Genomic DNA, 21978 nt, shown 5'->3' with positions numbered 1-21978 from the left:
GACGATTATTATTTAAATACAATTCTATGATATCAACAAAGAAACTTTTCATTTTATTTTTTTCGTCCTTCTTATGCGCCACGACAAGTTCGTGGTGCAAAGATGGACTACAAATTAAAGGCAAGTTAAGAATACTGAAACCAACCACTTTGCAAGTGAATGACCTGAACGGAACACTTATTCTTAGCTGTGAACTCCAACCCAATAAAGAGTTCGCCACAGAACAGAAGCTGATTCAACCCGATATCTACACATTGCGAATCGGAAAAACGGAAGAAAAAATATATTTCGAGAACCATGAAGTGAACATCATCGGCTACTATGATGAGACAAATCCCGAACAAAGTTCCCTGTCGTTTAAAGGTATCGACTCGTTTCTCACTCTGCAAGAATATTTACCCGCAGATAAAGACCCGGACACAGCAACTGTTTCTCTTCCAGCTAACGCGCAACTGTCACCTAATATGGTATCCGCGCTTGCTTATCTGGCCAATGTAAATGACTATTACTCTAATAAGAAATTATTGGATATGATTTCCGATGATGAGCGAAACTCTTTATCTGCCCGCTGGCTGGTAGAAAGAGTCAAAATCCTTTCCCACCAAATTATTGGTGCAGAATGTCCGGACTTTACTTTCACGAATGTCAATGATCAGAAGGTCAATTTAAAAGACTTTCGCGGTAAAATTGTCGTTTTGGATTTCTGTGCTTCCTGGTGCGGCCCTTGTCGTAAGGAGATGCGTAGTATGCTAAAAATATATAATGAACTGAAAGCTGACGATTTGGAGTTCATCAGCGTATCACTAGACGATAGCCAAGCTAAGTGGAAAAAGATGCTGGACGAAGAAAAACTTCCCTGGGTAATGCTGTGGGATAAAACAGGCTTTCCGAAAAGTAATGAAGCTCCAAGTGCTATCCAGACAGCTTATGGCTTTTATGCCATCCCTTTCCTTGTAGTCATTGACAAAGAAGGAAAACTAATAGCACGTAATGTCCGCGGAGAACAAGTACGTGAAGCCATATTAAAAGCTAGAAATTAATCTGACTATATAAATATCATAACTCATCCTACAATGAAAAAACTTATATCCCTTATCTTATGCTGCCTTATTTGTGGAATTACATCAGCTCAATTAATAAAACAAAAAGTTGAAAAACAAAAAAAACAATCCGAACTGGACTGGTACAATTGTTCTTTCGACAGAGACAGTGTATATGGCGCTGAAGTTAACAAAGCCTATGAATATTTGAATGCTAACAAAAAGAAACTCAAGAAAAGGCCGATTGTCGCATTAATCGGAACCGGAATGGACGTGGAACACGAAGATCTGAGACAGGCTATATGGATCAATCCCAAAGAAAAATTAAATCAAAAAGATGATGATAGAAATGGTCTCATTGATGATATTAATGGTTGGAACTTCCTCGGGGGCAAAGATGCTCAAGTTGTGGAGTCTTTGACGAGAGAAGGAGAACGTGAATTCTTCCGCTTGAAAGATAAATATGCAGACTATATTTTTGATGGGAAAAAGTATTATAAAATTATTAATGGAACACGTCAGGAAGTAGCTGCACCGGAAAACATGGAAGAATATAACTATTATCGATATAAAGTAATGCCCGAATCCAGAATAGGAAGTACTTACAGTGGTCTGCAACTTGCTTATGTCATCGAAGAATACGTTGAAAAATTTAATAGAGACATGAAGCAGCGCTTCCCTAGAAAAGAATTAACCGTCGAGGAGTTTCAAAGTTGTTATGACCCTAAAGCGGAAAGGGACAGCCTCTCTGAAGTAGCCTTTGTATGTACAGCCTATTATTTCAGTTTATATAATACAGATAAATGGGAACCTGTATACCAAAATATGGGTAAGAAAAGTGTGGAAACAGCTAAAGCCTCTTACGAAGAAGCCTTAAGAAAATATGGTACGGACCAACGAAAAGAAATTACAGGTGACAACCCAATGGACATAAATGACAACAATTATGGAAATAATATACTACTTACATCCGATGCAGCAACCAACATAATGAAGGCAGGAATTATAGCTGCTAAACGTGACAATAAAATAGGAAGCGATGGCATTGCCGATCAAGCAGAAATCATGACGCTACGTATCTGTACAGGAGAAGGGGAACCTTACCTGAAAGATATGGCATTAGCCATTCATTATGCAGTCAGCCACGGAGCAGATGTGATTGTATTGCCTGAACAGAATATGTTATACCCCGAGGAACAAAAACAATGGATAATCCATGAATTGAAAGAAGCGGAAAAGAAAGGAGCCATAGTGATAGTTCCCGCGTGGAATACATCTATCGATATGGACAAAGTAGAATTCTTCCCGAACCGGAAAATGAGTAAAGACAAAGAACTCACCAATCTTATGATAGTCGCCTCTTCTGATAAAAAAGGAAATCCGGTTATGGATACAAATTATGGAGCAAATACACTAGATATCTATGCTCCGGGAACAGATATATATTCTGCATACATGGGAGACACTTACCGAACAGGAACAGGAGAAGGACTAGCGGCCGCTACCGTAGCCGGAGTAGCCACACTCATAAAATCTTATTTTCCAAAGCTTACCGGCTCACAAATCCGTGATATTCTATTAAAAAGTGTAACCTCACGCAAAGGAGTAGAAGTAGAAAAAGGCATTCGAGTAGACGACAGACCTTCACAAGATTTATTCCTTTTTGATGATTTATGTATCTCCGGAGGTATTGTTAACGCCTATCAAGCTATTCTAGAAGCAGAAAAAATGAATTCGCAAAAGAAATGATATGAAAAGAGCAGAGATACTCACCGGTTTATGGCTGTTAATGTTTCTAATCTATGGAAAGGAATGTATGTCGCAAATCCAAAATAAGGTTTGCGACACTATTCCCTATGAATTGGTACACAACAAAATCATTATTCCTGTCACAATCAACGGCGTTAAAACGAAATATATCGTCGACACCGGTGGCAAAACTGGAACGATGTACGATATAGCCCTTGAAATGCAGGCAAACGCTGCAGGATATACACGCATTTCTGATGTGAACGGACAGGGACAAAACTATCAAGAAGCATATGTCTCCAATGTATCCATCGGCAATAGTTACCAAATCAAGCTATTAAAAACAATGGTGCTGCCCAAAGATCCTTTTTTCACAGATTTAGGAGTCGCCGGCATTCTCGGTGGAGACGCATTCTCACAATCTGTAGTAACATTCGACTCTCGCTATAGAATCATGGTCATCAACTATCCCTATCGCCCCGAGAAACTGAAACTAACAGACGGAGTTCCTCTTCTGGATGAAACGGAATATCACTCATTTATCACTGTCAAGCAAGAAGAACAGACAATGAAAATATTGTTTGACACTGGTGCAGAAGGTTTTCTACTATATTCGATACAAGATTATAACAGGCTGGCTGATATATCCGATATAAAAGAAACAAATCATGCACATGGGATTGTATCTGCCGGATTAACCGGACTGGGAAGTCCTGTAGAAATCAAAAAACTGAACATACCTTCTATTCGTATCATGGATAAGGAATTCACAAACATAGGCTGCACGACAAGCATAATGAATGAAACAATCATAGGAGTAGACTTGCTGAAATATGGAAAAGTGATTATAGACTATATGCGTAAACGCTTCTTCTTCCTCCCATTCGAAAAAGGGAAAACTGATATGGGAGGTGCTCCCGTTCTTTGGAATGTGAGTATATTGCCACGCAACGAACGATTTGAAATCACAACGATATGGGATAGTATGAAAGACCAAGTATCTTTCGGTGATCAGGTAATCAATATCAACGGAACCTCATTAAGCAACTGTCCGATGAGCCAGATTGCTATAGAAGAGATAATGAACGCTATTCCCGGAGATACAGGATATATTATTATTAAAAAGGACAATCAGGAGAGAAAAATAGAAATCAAAAAAGAAAGATAGACTTTAAAACAATATGAATTTGAGAAATATGATAATAAAAATACATATATGTTTGATTGCTTTTTGTTTTATTTCAGGCATAAAAGCACAAACACAGAACAGTATGACGGAAATCATTCCATTTAAAACAATCGATGGAAAGATTATCATAGAAGCCAATATAAATGGAGAAACAGCAAATTTTGTACTTGATTTAGCCGGACATAATGCATTACTTCCGGAAGCTGTCAACCAACTGAAAATCAACACGAAAAACGCCAGTAGTTTTGGAAGTTATCAGAATTTCAAATTCAAACAGGTTCCCGTAAAGAAGATCTATGAAATAGGAACCTTAACTATTGGCAATAATACATTCAGCAATAGTCTGCCAACATTCATATTAGAAGATGAACCTTATCTACGCAAACTGGGAGTAATGGGAGTATTGAATTCTGCAGTATTCCGAACTTCCGTCTTGACCATTGACATGCGACGAAAAAAGATCACTATCACTCAGCCGTACCGACCTTCGTACATGAAACTAAACTATAGAGAAAATTTTGAATTGATAACAGGTTTAGGTATAGTATGTTCGATATCGATTCAAGATAAAACAATTTTTCCTATTTTAGATACATGGAGCGACGGATTAATCAACCTCACTGAAAAAGACTTTAACGAGTGTAGCACACTTTATCCGAAGGGAACTCCGCAAAAAGTTTCAATCGGCTATAAAGAGACGGCACAAGAAGAAGAAAGCCTGACCTTACCGGAAACAATATTCGTGAAAACAAAGATAGACGATGCCTTTGCCGTGAGGAATCCATCTCTGAAACATTCTGTTTTAGGAAAGAAACTATTGGACTACGGCATTTTGTCCATTGATTATGTTCATCAAAAAATATACTTCCAGCCTTTCGACTTGGTTCCTATTCCCGAATCGGAAGCTAAAGTAACGGAAGTCAAAGCGGAAGACGGCAAGATGAATCCGATTACCCGCCAATTCTTTCTGGAACATATTTTTGATTACCGGACAGGAAATGATTTCGTTTATAATGGAGACAAACCTGTGGTTGTTGACTTTTGGGCAACTTGGTGCGGCCCTTGCATGAGACTGCTTCCGAAAATGGAAGAATTGGCTGAAAAGTATAAGGGAAAAGTCATGTTTTATAAAGTGAATGCGGATAAAGAGAAAGACTTGTGCAAACATTTCGGAGTACAGGCGCTGCCGACTCTTTTCTTTATTCCGGTAGGCGGCAAACCTATCGTCGAAGTCGGAGCTACTCCGGAGAAGTACGTGCAAATCATTGAGGAACAGCTTCTCAAATAATAGCAATGGAGAAAGAGGTATTGATGCCAGCCACCATTGCCTATGTATTCAGCTTCAAAACGGAAACAGGGTATTGACTTTTCCTTTTTTATTTTGTATATTTGCAGAAACGAATCAGAAACAACAGGTATGAAACATACAAAAATAAAGACATAAATCATCAGATTGCATACACGCAAGTGTACTGTAAGAACTAACAATGGGGTGAAGTCTGCAAGGATTTCGCCCCATTTTGTTTAAATTCTTCACCCATTTTTCAAGAGTTCAGCCAATAATCGTTTATAATAAACTTAAGACCCGTTTATAATAAACGTTCTCACTTTTTATTATAAACACAAAGTCTGTTCTTTAAACAACTTGTATAAGAAAGAGAAACAAGATCCATTCTTTTATACGCATAAAGCAATAGGCACAAATAATTTTGTACAAACAGAAATTACAAATTTGTCGTGTCAAATCTATTTATAACTTAACACACATTTTAGGATCATGAAGGAAAGTATTTCTCTTCTTCTTTTATCTTTATCAATGGTCCGGAAGTGATTCCTGCCGAATTATGGCTGGACGAGATTGAAGCGTATTAACCAAGTGTAAATCATCTTAGAGTAAACCCAATATAAAAAGAACGGTGGACACTAGTTTCTAACCGATGTCCACCGTTTTTATTTTAAGAGTTACCACACCGGAATTGTGTGATTACTATCCTTCGGTTTTATACTGAACATTATATTTATCAGATAAGTCCTTTTGCAGAAAGGTAACGTTCTGCCTCAATAGCAGCCTTGCATCCGCTTCCCGCCGCTGTAATAGCCTGACGGTAATGAGGGTCGGCCACATCTCCGGCAGCAAACACTCCGGGAACTTTCGTACGCGGACTGGCACCATCTGTAATGATATAACCCACTTCATCCGTATCCAGATAATCCTTGAATATATCAGAATTCGGTTGATGACCGATAGCCAGAAAGAAACCGTCGATAGGCAGGCTGTAACGTTCCTCATCCGGTTCACCCCAACGTTTCACAAGGTTTACACCTTCCACTCCATTGTCACCGTACAAACCGACAGCATTGTGTTCAAAAAGAACTTCAATCTTCTCGTGATTCATCACGCGCTCCTGCATAATCTTCGATGCACGCAGGAAAGGCTTACGGACAATCAGATATACTTTCGATGCAAGTCCGGCAAGATAAACCGCTTCTTCACAAGCCGTATCACCGCCACCGACTACGGCAACCACTTTCTTACGATAGAAGAAACCATCGCAGGTAGCACAAGCGCTGACACCCATTCCCGCATATTTCTTTTCGTCTTCCAGTCCCAAATACTTAGCTGTTGCCCCGGTAGAGATAATCAACGTCTCCGCTTCGATTTCTTTTTCTCCGTCAATCGTTATTTTATAAGGAGCCTTGCTCAAATCCGCTGCAGTAGCAATACCGAAACGTACATCTGTCCCAAAGCGGCTCGCCTGTGCACGCAAATCTTCCATCAACTGCGGTCCGCTGATACCTTCCGGATAACCGGGGAAGTTTTCAACATCCGTAGTTGTCGTCAACTGACCGCCGGGCTGCAATCCTTCATAAAGCACCGGACACAAGTTTGCACGTCCCGCATAAATCGCTGCCGTATATCCGGCAGGTCCTGAACCAATAATCAGGCACTTAACTTTTTCTATTTCTGCCATTTTAATTATACCTTTATCGTTTTGTTATTCAAAAACATTTTATCTCAAATCAATAATCTCTGCATTCGGATATTGTTTTTTATCAAAAGAAAAAATACTATCCGCATAATTCAGCCGTGTCTGATAACCTGTCACGGTAATCTCATTACGCGTCTGCTGATCACGCTGCTGAAGCAGAATATATAGAGGCTCATACGTATTCTTCGTCACATAAAGAGTGATACGCTCCAAATCCTGTTTCTTATCCTTCGCTATGAGAATTACTTCCCAGACAGCCTTTCCCCCGTAAGTCTTTACTGTTCCCAGTTTATAGGAAAATCCTTTCTGATACATATACAGGAATGTATACGGATTAATCTGTTGCAGTTCTTCCTGTGTCGGATTGCTGACGTTCACTTCATCATTCCTGACTACATAGCTCCATTGCGTTTTCCCATCAAACCAGGTTATCACTTCGGACGCCTTCAATACGAACTTCTCTCCTTTCAACTGAATCGTACCGCTTTCCGACCCTTCCACCAAACCGTTAGTCACAGATTTAATAATGAAATCAGCCTTCACTCCGCCTGCCTTACGAAATGCTTCGGCTGTCTTATCAAGAACAGCTTTAGCCTGCGACTGCTGTTGTTGAGCAATCACAGGCAATGACAGTAAAGCTATTAAAACACTAAAAATGTATTTCCTCATTTGATTAATAAACGATTGATTACTGCAAATTGTTCAAACGCATTTCAAGATCATTATCATCGATGCAAAGTACGTCACGCGCTTTGCTTCCCTGCGTAGGACCGACGATTCCAGCCTTTTCAAGTTGATCCATGATACGGCCGGCACGATTATAACCGATAGCAAACTTACGTTGAATTAACGACGTGGAACCTTGCTGATGAATAACCACCAACCGGGCAGCGTCTTCAAACAACGGGTCAAGACGCCCCATATCAATATCCCCTACTTCGCTACCGCTGTCTTCACTCACATACTCGGGCAGGAAGAAAGGAGTAGGATATCCTTGCTGACGGGCAATAAACTTCGTGATTTCCTCTACTTCCGGCGTATCGATAAAGGCACATTGCACACGCACCGGATCAGCTCCCTGTAAGAAAAGCATATCTCCCTTACCAATCAGACGGTTGGCACCCGGACGGTCAAGAATCGTTCGGGAATCCATCATGGCGGATACACGGAAAGCGATACGGGCCGGGAAGTTGGCTTTAATCGTACCCGTGATGATATTCGTCGTCGGCCGCTGTGTAGCGATAATCATGTGGATACCGACAGCACGCGCCAACTGGGCGATACGGGCAATCGGAAGTTCCACCTCCTTACCTGCCGTCATAATCAGGTCACCGAACTCGTCGATAACAACGACAATATACGGCATGAACTTATGTCCTTTCTCCGGATTCAGACGACGGTTGATAAACTTCTCATTATACTCCTTGACATTACGTACATGAGCCATTTTCAACAGGTCATAACGGGTATCCATTTCCACACAGACGGAATTCAGAGTTTGCACTACTTTCGTCACGTCCGTAATAATCGGTTCACCGCCATCGGGAAGTTTGGCAAGGAAATGGTTTTCAATGACCGAGTAGATGCTGAACTCTACCTTCTTCGGGTCGACCAGGACAAACTTCAGTTCAGCCGGATGTTTCTTATATAATAAGGAAGTAATAATTGCATTCAGACCGACAGACTTACCCTGACCGGTTGCACCTGCCACCAATACGTGCGGCATCTTGCAAAGGTCGAACATAAAGACTTCATTCGTAATAGTCTTTCCCAACACAATAGGCAGGTCAAACTTGGATTCCTGGAATTTCTTGCTTCCGATAACACTTTGCCCGGAAACAATCTTCGGATTCTTGTTCGGTACCTCAATACCGATGGTTCCCTTGCCCGGTATCGGGGCAATGATACGGATACCGTCAGCAGACAGGCTCAACGCAATATCATCCTCCAATCCGCGAATTTTGGAGATACGCACGCCTTGTTCGGGAGTTATCTCATACAGAGTAACCGTAGGACCGACCGTTGCCTTAATCGTGCTGATTTCAATGCCGAAGCTGCGCAACGTATTGATGATACGGTCTTTATTGGCATTCTGTTCATCCATATCAATTGTCGGATCGTCGTTTTCAAAATGCTTCATCAGGTCGATCGTGGGGAAACGATAATTCTCCAAATCTTTTGTCGGGTTATAAGGTTCCATTTCCGGTCCCTGATATTCTTCTTCCGAAGCGGCAGACTCCACTTCAAAACCGGGTTCTTCATCCTCCGAAGACTCTCCCCCCAAAGGAGGAACAACATTGGAAACGGTTGGTTCGAACACCATGGTTACTCCTTCACTCTCATCGGATGAAGCGGAGGATATATCGTCCGTTTCCGGTTCACTCACCGGAAATTCTTCTTGGGGTTCTTCCGCCTGTATATCCATTACAGGTGCCGGAGGCGGTGTCTGTTTGTATGTCCGTTTCAAGTTAAATTCTACTTCCTGCGGTTGGGAGGTCGTAAATTCCTGCGGTTCTTCTCCGGTAGTGGCAAGCTCTTCTTCCTCCTTCTTCTTTCGTTTCAGGAAACTCAATGCAAAGAGTTTGCGCAACCAAATCACTGTACGCGCACTTATATATATAAAGAAGCAAATAGCCGTTATCAACAGAATCATCCACACCCCGGGTACACCGACCTGAGAGATCAGCCAACGGCTGACATTGTATCCGTGCATACCGCCCAGATAAATGAAAGAATCCTGATAATGATCCATAAGCACAAATCCGAAGAATATAGAGAACCATACCAGTAACAATGTGCAACCTATAAACCACTTCCACAGACGGACAACACGCACACGCATCAACTTCAATCCTGCCACCGCCAAAAAGACAAGAATAAAGAAGGAAGAGACACCGAAGCAATCATTAATCAAGTAATGAGCCAACTGCGCCCCACGCGAACCAGCGTAGTTCTTCACATGATTGTTGACCGCCGACAGGTCTGCCGGATTTCCACTGTCGATAATACTCTGGTCGGCAGCTCCCGTGAAAAAGAAAGAGGAAAAAGCCAACAATAAATAAACGGAAAAAATGACCAACATTAATCCGATAACAAAGTGGACAGTCTCATTCTTTAAAATTGCTGCGATTTTACCCGGAGAAGAGGGAGTACGTTCGACCTCCTTATCTAATTTTTTTTTTGCCATGAGTCTTTTATTCTTTTTATAAAATTGGAATCGTAATCTAAGCCGCAAAAATAATAAAAAAATAACGAGCGCTACGCTCATTCAATCCTTTTTCTTACCTTTGCGTTTCAAATCAACGCTGATTATGGAAAAAGAAAGCCAAACGATATTTGATAAGAATGTAATTGAGTTCGTAACGGTAGCCGCCGAATTTTGTGCATTCCTCGAACGTGCCGAAAGCATGAAGCGCAGCACTTTCGTTGATACATCATTGAAAATACTGCCTTTACTCTATCTCAAAGCCTCCATGCTGCCGAAGTGTGAGACGATCGGGGATGAGGCACCCGAGACGTATGTGACTGAAGAAATTTATGAAATTCTTCGTATCAACCTTGCAGGATTAATGGGAGACAAGGATGATTATCTGGACGTATTTGTGCAGGATATGGTATACAGCGACCAGCCTATCAAGAAGTCCATATCTGAAGATTTGGCTGATATTTATCAAGATATCAAAGACTTTATTTTTGTTTTCCAACTGGGATTGAACGAAACGATGAACGATTCGCTGGCCATTTGTCAGGAAAACTTCGGAATGTTGTGGGGACAAAAGCTGGTTAATACACTGCGCGCCCTCCACGACGTGAAGTATAATCTGCAGGACAACGAAGAAGAGGAAGAAAACAACGAAGAAGGATTTTACGAACCAAGCGAAGACGACAGTTGTTGTGAAGAAGGCGGTTGTCATTGCCATGACGACGAATGTCACTGCCACGAAGGCAGTTGCCATTGTCACGATGATGAAAAATAAAAATGATTGTAAGAAGAACCATTGATAAAGACGAATTAAAGGAACTCCCGAAAGTAGTTTTTCCGGGAAGAATCCATGTTATCCAATCGGAATCGGAAACGGAAAAGGCGGTAGCCTACCTGTTGTCGCAGCCGATATTGGGTATCGACAGCGAAACGCGGCCCTCTTTCACAAAAGGGCAATCACACAAAGTAGCGCTTCTCCAGATTTCTTCCGAAGAATGTTGTTTTCTGTTCCGGCTCAATATGACGGGACTTACACAGCCATTGGTTGACTTGCTTGAGAACCCGGGAATTATTAAGGTGGGGCTTTCGCTGAAAGACGACTTTATGATGTTGCATAAACGTGCTCCTTTCAACCAACAGAGTTGTATCGAATTGCAGGACTATGTACGTCAGTTCGGCATACAGGACAAAAGCCTCCAAAAGATTTATGCCATTTTATTTAAGGAAAAAATTTCCAAATCGCAACGACTGTCCAATTGGGAAGCGGATGTGTTGAGTGATGGACAAAAACAATACGCCGCCACCGACGCCTGGGCATGCCTCAACATCTACAACCTGCTGCAAGAACTAAAGCGGACAGGCAATTATGAAATAGCTCCCGAAGAAAAGAAAGAAGAACATTTAATAGAATCAGATAAATAAAACACTATGCATAAAGTATACCTCAAACCCGGTAAAGAAGAGTCGCTGAAAAGATTTCACCCCTGGATTTTCTCCGGTGCTATCTCCCGTTTCGACGGAGAACCCGAAGAAGGTGAAGTTGTAGAAGTATACACCTCCAAGAAAGAATTTATCGCCGAAGGACACTTCCAGATCGGAAGTATCGCCGTACGTGTGCTTTCTTTCCGGCAAGAACCGATCAACCATGATTTCTGGAAACGCAAACTGGAAATTGCATACGACATGCGTTGTGCCATTGGAATCGCTATCAATCCGGTCAACGACACCTATCGTCTCGTACACGGTGAAGGTGACAATCTCCCCGGACTGGTGATTGATATTTATGCCAAAACTGCCGTCATGCAAGCTCACTCGGCAGGAATGCACGTAGACCGCATGGTGATCGCCGAGGCTTTGTCCGAAGTCATGGGTGACAAGATTGAAAATATCTATTATAAATCAGAAACAACGCTCCCTTTCAAAGCCGACCTTTTCCCCGAAAATGGTTTCCTGAAAGGAGGAAGCAACGATAATATCGCACAAGAGTACGGCCTGAAGTTTCATGTAGACTGGCTGAAAGGCCAGAAAACGGGATTCTTTGTAGACCAACGCGAAAACCGCTCGTTATTGGAACGGTATGCCAAAGATCGCTCGGTACTGAATATGTTCTGCTACACCGGAGGCTTTTCTTTCTACGCCATGCGCGGAGGTGCAAAGCTCGTCCACTCGGTAGACAGCTCTGCGAAAGCAATCGACCTGACCAACAAGAATGTGGAACTGAACTTCCCTGGTGATCCCCGCCATGAAGCATTCGCTGAAGACGCCTTCAAATACCTCGACCGTATGGGCGACCAGTATGACCTGATTATCCTCGACCCACCCGCATTTGCCAAACACAAGGATGCGTTGCGGAACGCATTGCAGGGTTATCGGAAACTGAACGCCAAAGCATTCGAGAAAATCAAGCCGGGTGGTATCTTGTTTACTTTCTCCTGCTCACAGGTAGTAACCAAAGATAATTTCCGCACAGCAGTATTCACCGCAGCCGCCATGTCGGGACGCAGCGTGCGTATCTTGCACCAGCTCACCCAACCTGCCGATCATCCGGTGAATATCTATCATCCGGAAGGCGAATATCTGAAAGGACTTGTACTCTACGTAGAATAAGTCCGGCAAGATGTCGGAACCAGATTTCTACTCGAAGGATAAAAAAGAATATTATAAGAGGAAATCAGGAGGCAGTAACAGAAAAAAGGAGTATTCAAAGTTAATTAGAGTTAACAGCATGCAGTTTTTCAATAAAACATTATGTTGTATAACATAAACCACTTATCTTTGCACTGTGTTTTTCATGGTATTAGATTTAAGGTTAACAAAGATTGGCTGTCTGGGATAGATAGCCTTCTTTTTTTATATACCCTTTCCATTCTTATTTTTTATCATAGATATTCTTCCTTCTTTGCATTTATGCCTTTTTTATCGCCTTTTTATCAATTAACTTGCTCACCCAATCAACGAAAATATTATATTTGCATCTATTATTAGCAAAAGAGAAACACAAATTTAAAAAGTCATGAGCATAAAAGTTCGTTTGATTATTATGAACTTCCTGCAATTTTTTGTCTGGGGGTCATGGTTAATTTCACTAGGTGGCTATATGGGCAGAGAACTCCATTTCGAAGGTGGACAAATCGGAGCCATTTTCGCCACTATGGGAATTGCCTCTTTGGTGATGCCCGGCATTATCGGTATCATTGCCGATAAATGGTTTAATGCAGAGCGTTTATACGGACTTTGCCACATTGTAGGTGCAGCCTGTCTTTTCTACGCTTCCACCGCTACGGGATACGACCAGATGTATTGGGCCATGTTACTCAATCTATTGGTATATATGCCTACTTTGTCATTAGCCAATACCGTTTCATACAATGCATTGGAGCAATATAAATGTGATTTAATCAAAGATTTCCCCCCTATCCGCGTATGGGGAACGATCGGTTTTATCTGTGCCATGTGGGCGGTAGACCTTACCGGATTCAAAAACTCAAGCGCCCAACTTTATGTCGGTGCCATATCCGCGCTGTTACTGGGAGTTTATTCTTTCACCCTTCCGGCTTGTAAACCCGCCAAAACAGAAAACAAATCACTGCTTTCGGCTTTCGGGCTGGATGCATTGGTGTTATTTAAAAGAAAGAAAATGGCAATTTTCTTCCTTTTCTCCATGCTTTTGGGGGCGGCTTTACAGATAACCAATACATACGGTGACCTGTTTCTAGGCAGTTTTGCCGGTATTCCGGAGTTTGCAGATTCTTTCGGGGTGAAACATTCGGTTATCCTGCTATCCATATCACAGATGTCCGAGACACTGTTTATTCTTGCTATACCGTTTTTCCTGAAGCATTTCGGCATCAAGCAAGTGATGTTAATCAGTATGTTTGCATGGGTATTCCGGTTCGGTTTGTTCGGCTTCGGAGATCCGGGAGGCGGATTGTGGATGTTGATTCTTTCCATGATTGTTTATGGTATGGCGTTTGATTTCTTCAACATTTCCGGTTCCTTGTTTGTTGAACAAGAGACTAATTCCTCCATTCGTGCCAGTGCTCAAGGGTTGTTCTTTATGATGACTAACGGTCTGGGAGCTATCATCGGAGGATATGCCAGCGGAGCTGTGGTAGATGCTTTCTCGGTATATGCCGACGGCAAATTGGTGAGTCGGGAATGGACGGATATCTGGCTGATTTTTGCTGCGTATGCGTTGGTTATCGGAATTCTGTTTGCCTTGGTATTCAAGTATAAGCACCGACGGGAGAGTAAAACAAATTAAGTAAAAAACAATGGATAAAAAGGTAGAATTACAAGTTTTAAATATCACAAATAGCCAAGCGCAGGTAGGTGCATTCGCAATGCTATTGGGTGAAGTGGACGGTGAACGGCAACTGCCTATCATCATCGGTCCCGCCGAAGCCCAGGCTACCGCGTTGTATCTGAAAGGAATTAAAACTCCACGCCCGTTAACACACGATTTATTCACCACAAGCCTTACCGTATTGGGGGTAAGCCTGATACGTGTGCTGATTTACAAAGCTAAAGACGGTATTTTCTACTCTTATGTTTACCTGAAAAGAGACGAAGATATTATACGTATTGACGCACGTACATCGGACGCCATTGCATTGGCGGTACGTGCCGACTGCCCGATTCTGATTTATGAATCTATCCTCGACCGGGAATGCCTGCGCATACCGGATGAAGAAAGGAACCGTTCTGAAGAAACAGTTGGTGACAAGGAATCTATGGAAGAAGAACATGAATCGTCGTCGCGCAGTGCCACTTCCAAAACACTTGAACAAGCATTGGAGCAGGCTATTAAAGACGAGAACTATGAATTGGCCGCTAAAATACGCGACCAGATCAATCAAAGAAATAAAAATCAATAATTACTATATGCACGTTTTTTATACTCCCGATATACAGAAAACCAATGAGCTTCCGGAAGAAGAAGCACAGCACTGTACCCGTGTCTTGCGGTTAAGTATCGGAGACGAAATCACCCTTACCGATGGAAAGGGTAGTTTCTACAAGGCAGAAATTACGGCAGCAACCAACAAACGTTGTCTGGTAGCTATCAAAGAGACAATTTTCCAAAAACCACTATGGCCGTGCCACCTGCACATCGCCATGGCACCAACTAAAAATATGGACCGTAATGAATGGTTTGCCGAGAAAGCCACTGAAATAGGATTCGACGAACTGACATTTCTCAACTGCCGGTTCTCGGAACGTAAAGTTATCAAGAACGAACGGATCGAAAAGATTCTTATCTCGGCAATCAAACAATCACTCAAAGCCCGTCTGCCGAAACTGAATGAGATGACAGATTTCAATAAATTCATCAATCAGGAGTTTAAGGGACAGAAGTTTATCGCTCACTGCTACGAAGGTGAGAAACCTCTGCTGAAGGACGTACTAAAAGCCGGAGAAGACGCCTTGGTGCTGATCGGCCCGGAAGGAGATTTCAGTGAGGGCGAAGTAGAAAAAGCTATTGAACGGGGATTCACGCCGATCAGCCTGGGTAAATCACGACTTCGGACAGAAACAGCGGCATTGGTGGCTTGCCACACGTTGAATCTGCTAAATCAACAATAAAAGAACAGTTAAATTGAAATTTATACACCATTAAAAAATATGAGTATGGCAAAGAAAATGATTTCACGACTCTCGGTACTTACAGTACTGATTGTTTTCCTGGCAGCATGTTCCAAAACAGTGGAATATACCAATATAATACCGGCTGATGCTACGGTTGTTACCTCTATAAATCTAAAATCCTTGACTAGTAAGGCCGGATTGAATGATAAAGAGAATGAAGCTGCCAAGCAAAAAGTATTGGAAGCACTAAAAAGTGGAATGAACGCTGCCACTTTCCAACAATTAGAAAAAGTGATGAATAACCCCAGTGAATCGGGAATTGACGTAGAAGCTCCTGTCTACGTATTTACTTCGCCCTCTTTTCCATACTCTACCGCAGTTGCGAAAATCAAAAGCGAAGATGACCTGCACGCTTCCTTGGAAATAATGGTAAAAGAGCAAATCTGCCAACCAATCAACGAAGCAGCTGGATATAGCTTTACAACCATGAACGGAGGTTTAGTCGCTTTCAACAATTCTACCGTAATGCTCATTTCCGTAAAAGGAACATCTCAAATAGAGAAAGCCAAAGAAGGCATCACCAATCTGTTGAAGCAAACCGCAGATAACAGCATTGCGAAATCCGGCGCTTTCCAGAAAATGGAAAAACAAAAAAGTGACATCAATTTCTTCGCTTCCATGGCAGCTATTCCTGCACCTTATCAAGAGCAAGTCAGTATGGGACTTCCCGCTGAAGTGAAAGCAGAAGACATAACCATAATAGCCGGATTAAACTTTGAAAAAGGAAGAATTGCCTTGAAAACAGAAAATTACACGGAGAACGAGGCTGTAAAAGCTTTAATGAAAAAACAATTGGAAGCATTTGGAAAAGCAAACAATACGTTCGTAAAATACTTCCCGGCTTCTACCCTGATGTTTGTCAATCTGGGTATAAAAGGAGAAGGTCTTTATAATCTCCTAAGTGAAAATAAGGAATTCCGTAACACAGTATCTATCTCCAAAGCAGATGAAGTTAAAGAATTGTTCAGTTCCTTCAACGGTGATATCTCCGCAGGGTTAATCAACGTAACCATGAACAGCGCTCCTACCTTTATAGTGTATGCAGACGTAAAAAACGGCAATGCACTCGAAGCTCTTTATAAGAACAAGCAGGCATTGGGACTGAAAAAAGGAGAAGATATTCTGGAACTGGGCAAAAACGAATATGTCTATAAGAGTAAAGGAATGAACGTATTCTTTGGTATCAAAGACAAACAAATGTATGCCACCAATGACGAGTTACTCTACAAAAATATAGAAAAAGCGGCAGACAAGTCTATCAAAGACGCTCCGTATGCATCGGAAATGAAGGGAAAAAACGTATTCATGGCTATCAACGCAGAAGCTATACTTGAACTTCCTGTTGTTAAAATGCTGATCGGATTTGGTGGTGAAAAGTTCCGGACCGGTTCTGAGATGTTATCAAAAGTTTCCTATCTGTCCGTTAGTTCAGAAGGAGAAACAAGCGAAATCGACCTTTGCCTGAAAGATAAAGACGTCAATGCGCTCAAATTAATCGTTGACTTCGGTAAACAATTTACCGGTATGTAATTCGTAAACAAACGGCATGAATAGCATTCATTTACAGCAAACACTTCCCCAAGTGTTTGCTGACCGTAATTCGGTGACTTCGGATATATGGCATCAGGATCTTATCTTCCGGAAAGGGGAAATGTATCTGATAGAAGCGGCTTCCGGCACCGGAAAATCTTCATTGTGCAGCTATATTTATGGCTATCGCAACGACTATCAGGGGATTATCAATTTCGATGAGACTAATATCAAAGCATATTCTGTGAAGCAATGGGTAGACCTGAGAAAGCATTCACTGAGTATGCTTTTTCAAGATTTACGTATCTTCACCGAGCTGACTGCTCTTGAAAATGTACAACTGAAAAATAATCTTACCGGATACAAAAAGAAGAAAGAAATCCTAGCCTTCTTCGAGAAACTGGGACTTTCGGACAAGCTGAATGTAAAGACCGGTAAACTCTCGTTCGGACAGCAACAACGGGTTGCCTTTATCCGAGCACTCTGCCAGCCTTTCGATTTCCTTTTTCTGGATGAACCTATCAGTCATCTGGATGATGACAACAGCCGCATTATGGGAGAACTTATTATTGGCGAAGCTGAAAAGCAACAAGCCGGAGTAATCGCCACTTCCATAGGAAAACATATTGAGTTGCCTTATCAACGCATACTCCAGCTATGATAAGTGGCGAGTAATGAGTTATTGTAAATTATAATTTGTAAATCATAAATAAAATGTCAGCCCTTGTCTGGAAACTTCTCCGCCAACATATCAGTATCGGCCAGTTAGCCGGTTTCTTTTTAGCCAATCTATTCGGTATGATGATTGTATTGCTTAGTGTACAGTTTTATAAAGATATCATTCCGGTATTCACCGAAGGAGACAGCTTTATGAAGAAAGATTTCATCATAGCCACAAAGAAGATTAGCACGCTCGGCTCTTTTGCAGGAAAAAACAACACATTCTCTGCCGAAGACATCGCCGACCTGAAGAAACAATCGTTTACCAAGACAATCGGAGCTTTTACCCCCTCCCAATTCAAAGTTTCGGCGGGACTGGGTATGCAGGAAGCTGGTATTCATCTTTCCACCGATATGTTTTTCGAATCGGTTCCCGATGAATTTGTTGATATTAAACTCGATAAATGGCACTTTGATGAAGCCACACACACCATTCCTATCATTATTCCCCGCAATTACCTGAATCTTTATAACTTCGGCTTTGCCCAAAGCCGTAGCCTGCCCAAGCTATCGGAAGGCTTAATGAGTCTGATCCAAATGGACATCATGATGCGCGGAAATGGCCGGGTAGAGCAGTATAAAGGAAATATCGTCGGTTTCTCCAATCGACTGAACACCATTTTGGTCCCCCAGTCTTTTATGGAATGGGCCAACAAGAACTTTGCCCCGAATGCGGAAGCACAACCAGCACGACTGATTATTGAAGTCAGCAATCCTGCGGATTCCTCCATTGCCGGTTATTTTCAAAAGAAAGGATATGAAACGGAAGACGGAAAGTTGGATGCAGGCAAGACTACCTATTTCCTTCGCCTGATTGTAGGTATTGTGCTGGGAGTCGGCCTATTTATCAGTATCCTTTCATTCTATATCCTGATGTTAAGCATCTTCTTACTGCTACAAAAAAATACGACCAAGCTGGAAAGTCTTTTATTAATAGGATACAGCCCCAATAGAGTAGCATTGCCTTATCAGATACTCACAGTAGGGTTGAACATCGTTGTATTACTGCTATCTATCGGATTAGTAACCTGGCTGCGTAGCTATTACATAGAAAGTATCCGCCTGCTATTCCCCCAATTGGAAACAGGTTCACTATGGGCAGCTATCGGCATGGGTATTCTTCTGTTCCTTATCGTATCAATCATTAATATACTCGCAGTCAAACGAAAAGTACTTTCTATCTGGATGCACAAAAGTTAACACTCTAACATTATATATCGTATGAAAAGCAAAACTACCTTACTGACACAAATATGTCAAATAGCTCTGATAACAGGAATGTTATTATCAACTTCAATGCTATCAGCACAAAGTATGCAAGATACGGTTATTGCCAATTTTAGCCTGTTAGAGAAAATACCCCATGAGAAGGTTTATCTCCACCTGGACAAACCATTTTACGGTGCCGGAGAGAAAATCTGGTTCAAAGGCTACCTGATAAATGCCATTACCCACCAAGATGATAGCCAGAGTAACTTTATCATTACAGAATTAATCAATCGTTCCGACTCGATCGTAGAACGAAAAAAAATCCGTAGAGACTCTTTAGGTTTCCACAATGCTTTTACCCTGCCTCCTACCCTCCCCGCCGGTGATTACTACCTGCGAGGATACAGTAACTGGATGTTGAATGAAGGACCGGAATTCTTCTATTCACGTAATCTGAAAATCGGAAACTCCATAGATAACACCATCCTTTCAAACATCGAATATCAACAAGAGGACGATACCCATTATACAGCAAAAGTCAAGTTTACCAGCAATACCCAAGAGGTTTTTAAGAACACAGCAATCCGGTATCGGTTTATCGTAAACGGAAAAATAAAAGATAAAGGGAGAAAAAAGACAGATGAAAACGGACTGATTTCCATTTCCTTACCGGATTTGAAGCCAACTGCTGCCCGCAGCATTGAAGTGGAATTTGACGACCCGCAATACATCTATAAAAAGACTTTTTATTTGCCGGCATTTACAAATGACTTTGACGTCACTTTTTTCCCGGAAGGAGGCGCACTACTTGCTGTTCAGCACCAGAACATAGCGTTCAAAGCTCAGGGAGCAGACGGATTCTCCAAAGAAATAGAAGGTTTCTTACTGGATTCCCAAGGAGATACACTGACATCTTTTCATTCCGAGCACAAAGGAATGGGGATTTTCACATTAAACCCTTCCAACGGCAGTTCCTATTACGTAATGGCTACGTCCAGCGATGGAGTTACCAAACGATTTGACCTCCCGGCTATCGAACAAAAGGGAATCACACTTTCCATAAGTCACTATAAACAGGAAATACGTTATGAGATTCAGAAAACAGAGGCAACAGAATGGCCTCAAAAGCTATTTCTCATTGCTCACACCCGTGGTAAACTTTCCATACTTCAACCTATTAATCCGACAAGGACTTTCGGAAAAATGAATGACAGCCTGTTTACAGAAGGGATCACTCATTTCATGTTAATCGACCAGCAAGGGAATGTGCTCAGCGAACGGCTAGTCTTTGTTCCCGACCGCAAAACTCCCCAATGGCAAATAACTCCGGACCGACCGACATACGGAAAAAGAGAAAAAGTATCATTAAATATTTCAATAAAAGACGACAAGGGAAATCCTGTAAACGGTAGTTTCTCCGTCAGCATTACCAACCGGAAAAGTATCCAACCGGATTCTCTCGCTGACAACATTGTATCAAACCTACTGTTGACTTCCGATCTGAAAGGATATGTGGAAGACCCGGGGTTCTATTTTCTCCGCCAAGATGCACGAACCCTACGCTCGTTAGATTTCTTGATGATGACACATGGCTGGCGCAGATACAAATTTGATAATGTACTGCGTGCTCCCTCATTGAACTTCACTAATTATATTGAGAAAGGACAGACTATCAGTGGGCGTATTAAAGGTTTCTTCGGAGGGAATGTAAAAAAAGGACCTATCGTATTATTAGCTCCTAAACAAAACATTATCGCCACAACAACCACAGACGAGAAAGGAGAATTTATAGTCAATACCTCATTCAGAGACAGTACCACTTTCCTCATACAAGCACGTACAAAGAGAGGTTTTGCCGGAGTTGATATTGAAATAGAAAAACCTGAGTATCCGGTTGCCTTCCATAAATCCCCTTTCCGTGACGGAGCAGCAACCTTTATGGAAGACTATTTGCTCAATACCCGCGACCAATATTACATGGAAGGCGGCATGAGAGTCTACAATCTGAAAGAAGTACTGATTACAGGAAACCGGAAAAAGCCCAGTTCAACAAGTATTTATACAGGAGGAATCAACACCTATACTGTCGAAGGAGAGCAACTGGAAAAATACGGTGCACATACAGCCTTTGATGCAGTAATGAGACTGCCGGGAGTTAGCGTAATGAATGGAAACGAAATACATATACGCAACAATCCGCAACAGCCTGTTATCGTGATTGACGATGTAGTGTACGAGGATGACAATGAGATCCTGACCACCCTGCAAGCCAGTGATATGTCCAGTTTAAGTCTGCTCCGCGGAGCAGATGCGGCAATATTAGGTTCCCGTGGTGCTGCCGGTGCCATTGTTATCACATTAAAAGACGGAAGAGATCTTCCGGCCAGACCGGCACAAGGAATCATCACTTACTCTCCACTCGGGTACAGTGACTCGGTGGAATTTTATCACCCAACCTATGATACTCCCGAAAAGAAAGATGCCCGGCGTTCAGATTTAAGGAGTACTATCTATTGGAATCCGGCACTGCAATTGGATGAAGAAGGAAATGCAATAATAGAATATTACACTCCAGACAGCACCGCACCGGAGGACATTATTATTGAGGGTATAGATGAGAACGGGAAAGTATACAGGCTAACGCAGACAATAAATAAATGAAAATCTATTCCTATATCCTCAAAAGACATATATTTTTTT

Annotated in this window: 17 protein-coding genes; 14 read left to right on the top strand and 3 right to left on the bottom strand. The window is 41.9% G+C overall.

Annotated elements, in window-relative coordinates:
• Positions 1–26 precede the first annotated feature (26 nt).
• From CGC64_RS07955 to CGC64_RS07940, 4 genes are read left to right on the top strand one after another with little or no spacing between them, the layout of a single operon-like run.
• A complete protein-coding gene (locus CGC64_RS07955; RefSeq protein ID WP_005677462.1) occupies positions 27–1040 on the top strand; it encodes a TlpA family protein disulfide reductase in 1014 nt (337 codons plus the stop codon).
• A 33-nt stretch (positions 1041–1073) separates the two neighbouring features.
• Entirely contained in the window at positions 1074–2789 is a 1716-nt protein-coding gene (locus tag CGC64_RS07950) for a S8 family serine peptidase (protein ID WP_005677461.1), read from the top strand.
• A gap of 1 nt (position 2790) precedes the next feature.
• Positions 2791–3957: a pepsin/retropepsin-like aspartic protease family protein gene (locus CGC64_RS07945; RefSeq protein ID WP_005677460.1), complete on the top strand. Its 1167-nt coding sequence runs from the start codon at positions 2791–2793 to the stop codon at positions 3955–3957.
• 13 nt (positions 3958–3970) lie between these two features.
• On the top strand, positions 3971–5266 hold the full coding sequence (locus CGC64_RS07940; RefSeq protein WP_005677459.1) for a thioredoxin domain-containing protein: 1296 nt from the start codon (positions 3971–3973) through the stop codon (positions 5264–5266).
• 733 nt (positions 5267–5999) lie between these two features.
• Here CGC64_RS07940 and trxB read toward each other — a convergent pair.
• From trxB to CGC64_RS07925, 3 genes are read right to left on the bottom strand one after another with little or no spacing between them, the layout of a single operon-like run.
• Complete coding sequence (trxB, locus tag CGC64_RS07935; protein WP_005677457.1) at positions 6000–6950, bottom strand: thioredoxin-disulfide reductase; 951 nt, start codon at positions 6948–6950, stop codon at positions 6000–6002.
• 39 nt (positions 6951–6989) lie between these two features.
• The gene (locus tag CGC64_RS07930; RefSeq protein ID WP_005677456.1) at positions 6990–7637 is read right to left on the bottom strand and encodes a LolA-like putative outer membrane lipoprotein chaperone; all 648 of its coding nucleotides are present in this window, start codon (positions 7635–7637) and stop codon (positions 6990–6992) included.
• Between the two features lie 19 nt (positions 7638–7656).
• Positions 7657–10155: an FtsK/SpoIIIE family DNA translocase gene (locus tag CGC64_RS07925; protein ID WP_032855127.1), complete on the bottom strand. Its 2499-nt coding sequence runs from the start codon at positions 10153–10155 to the stop codon at positions 7657–7659.
• 124 nt (positions 10156–10279) lie between these two features.
• On the opposite strand from CGC64_RS07925, the gene CGC64_RS07920 reads away from it, so the two are divergent.
• The 10 genes from CGC64_RS07920 (at position 10280) to CGC64_RS07870 (ending at position 21939) form a co-directional block, all read left to right on the top strand.
• Entirely contained in the window at positions 10280–10945 is a 666-nt protein-coding gene (locus CGC64_RS07920; RefSeq protein ID WP_005677454.1) for a DUF5063 domain-containing protein, read from the top strand.
• A 2-nt stretch (positions 10946–10947) separates the two neighbouring features.
• Entirely contained in the window at positions 10948–11592 is a 645-nt protein-coding gene (locus CGC64_RS07915; protein ID WP_005677453.1) for a 3'-5' exonuclease, read from the top strand.
• 6 nt (positions 11593–11598) lie between these two features.
• Positions 11599–12777, top strand: coding sequence for a class I SAM-dependent rRNA methyltransferase (locus CGC64_RS07910; RefSeq protein ID WP_005677452.1), 1179 nt, complete (start codon positions 11599–11601; stop codon positions 12775–12777).
• Between the two features lie 406 nt (positions 12778–13183).
• Positions 13184–14434, top strand: a complete 1251-nt coding sequence (locus CGC64_RS07900) for a nucleoside permease (protein WP_005677451.1) — start codon at positions 13184–13186, stop codon at positions 14432–14434.
• Between the two features lie 10 nt (positions 14435–14444).
• Entirely contained in the window at positions 14445–15047 is a 603-nt protein-coding gene (locus tag CGC64_RS07895) for a bifunctional nuclease family protein (RefSeq protein WP_005677449.1), read from the top strand.
• 7 nt (positions 15048–15054) lie between these two features.
• Entirely contained in the window at positions 15055–15756 is a 702-nt protein-coding gene (locus tag CGC64_RS07890; RefSeq protein WP_005677448.1) for a 16S rRNA (uracil(1498)-N(3))-methyltransferase, read from the top strand.
• Between the two features lie 45 nt (positions 15757–15801).
• Positions 15802–17349 (top strand): DUF4836 family protein, encoded by a 1548-nt coding sequence (locus tag CGC64_RS07885; protein WP_032855125.1) that lies wholly within the window; start codon positions 15802–15804, stop codon positions 17347–17349.
• Positions 17350–17365: 16 nt separating this feature from the next.
• Entirely contained in the window at positions 17366–18010 is a 645-nt protein-coding gene (locus CGC64_RS07880; protein WP_005677445.1) for an ATP-binding cassette domain-containing protein, read from the top strand.
• Between the two features lie 53 nt (positions 18011–18063).
• Positions 18064–19269 carry a hypothetical protein gene (locus CGC64_RS07875; protein ID WP_005677444.1) on the top strand — a complete coding sequence of 402 codons (1206 nt, stop codon included), beginning with the start codon at positions 18064–18066 and terminating at the stop codon, positions 19267–19269.
• A gap of 21 nt (positions 19270–19290) precedes the next feature.
• Positions 19291–21939, top strand: a complete 2649-nt coding sequence (locus tag CGC64_RS07870) for a TonB-dependent receptor plug domain-containing protein (protein ID WP_005677443.1) — start codon at positions 19291–19293, stop codon at positions 21937–21939.
• The last annotated feature ends 39 nt before the right edge of the window (positions 21940–21978 follow it).

The sequence above is a fragment of the Bacteroides caccae genome (assembly GCF_002222615.2).
In the GTDB taxonomy this organism is placed as follows: Bacteria; Bacteroidota; Bacteroidia; order Bacteroidales; family Bacteroidaceae; genus Bacteroides; species Bacteroides caccae.
The sequence above is the reverse complement of the archived record's forward strand: the minus strand, read 5'-3'. Positions and strand labels throughout refer to the sequence as shown.

Bases quoted from the DNA above. Each gene is read 5' to 3' on its own strand.
- CGC64_RS07955 (WP_005677462.1), top strand. From the start codon at position 27: ATGATATCAACAAAGAAACTTTTCATTTTATTTTTTTCGTCCTTCTTA.
- CGC64_RS07950 (WP_005677461.1), top strand. From the start codon at position 1,074: ATGAAAAAACTTATATCCCTTATCTTATGCTGCCTTATTTGTGGAATT.
- CGC64_RS07945 (WP_005677460.1), top strand. From the start codon at position 2,791: ATGAAAAGAGCAGAGATACTCACCGGTTTATGGCTGTTAATGTTTCTA.
- CGC64_RS07940 (WP_005677459.1), top strand. From the start codon at position 3,971: ATGAATTTGAGAAATATGATAATAAAAATACATATATGTTTGATTGCT.
- trxB (WP_005677457.1), bottom strand. From the start codon at position 6,950: ATGGCAGAAATAGAAAAAGTTAAGTGCCTGATTATTGGTTCAGGACCT.
- CGC64_RS07930 (WP_005677456.1), bottom strand. From the start codon at position 7,637: ATGAGGAAATACATTTTTAGTGTTTTAATAGCTTTACTGTCATTGCCT.
- CGC64_RS07925 (WP_032855127.1), bottom strand. From the start codon at position 10,155: ATGGCAAAAAAAAAATTAGATAAGGAGGTCGAACGTACTCCCTCTTCT.
- CGC64_RS07920 (WP_005677454.1), top strand. From the start codon at position 10,280: ATGGAAAAAGAAAGCCAAACGATATTTGATAAGAATGTAATTGAGTTC.
- CGC64_RS07915 (WP_005677453.1), top strand. From the start codon at position 10,948: ATGATTGTAAGAAGAACCATTGATAAAGACGAATTAAAGGAACTCCCG.
- CGC64_RS07910 (WP_005677452.1), top strand. From the start codon at position 11,599: ATGCATAAAGTATACCTCAAACCCGGTAAAGAAGAGTCGCTGAAAAGA.
- CGC64_RS07900 (WP_005677451.1), top strand. From the start codon at position 13,184: ATGAGCATAAAAGTTCGTTTGATTATTATGAACTTCCTGCAATTTTTT.
- CGC64_RS07895 (WP_005677449.1), top strand. From the start codon at position 14,445: ATGGATAAAAAGGTAGAATTACAAGTTTTAAATATCACAAATAGCCAA.
- CGC64_RS07890 (WP_005677448.1), top strand. From the start codon at position 15,055: ATGCACGTTTTTTATACTCCCGATATACAGAAAACCAATGAGCTTCCG.
- CGC64_RS07885 (WP_032855125.1), top strand. From the start codon at position 15,802: ATGGCAAAGAAAATGATTTCACGACTCTCGGTACTTACAGTACTGATT.
- CGC64_RS07880 (WP_005677445.1), top strand. From the start codon at position 17,366: ATGAATAGCATTCATTTACAGCAAACACTTCCCCAAGTGTTTGCTGAC.
- CGC64_RS07875 (WP_005677444.1), top strand. From the start codon at position 18,064: ATGTCAGCCCTTGTCTGGAAACTTCTCCGCCAACATATCAGTATCGGC.
- CGC64_RS07870 (WP_005677443.1), top strand. From the start codon at position 19,291: ATGAAAAGCAAAACTACCTTACTGACACAAATATGTCAAATAGCTCTG.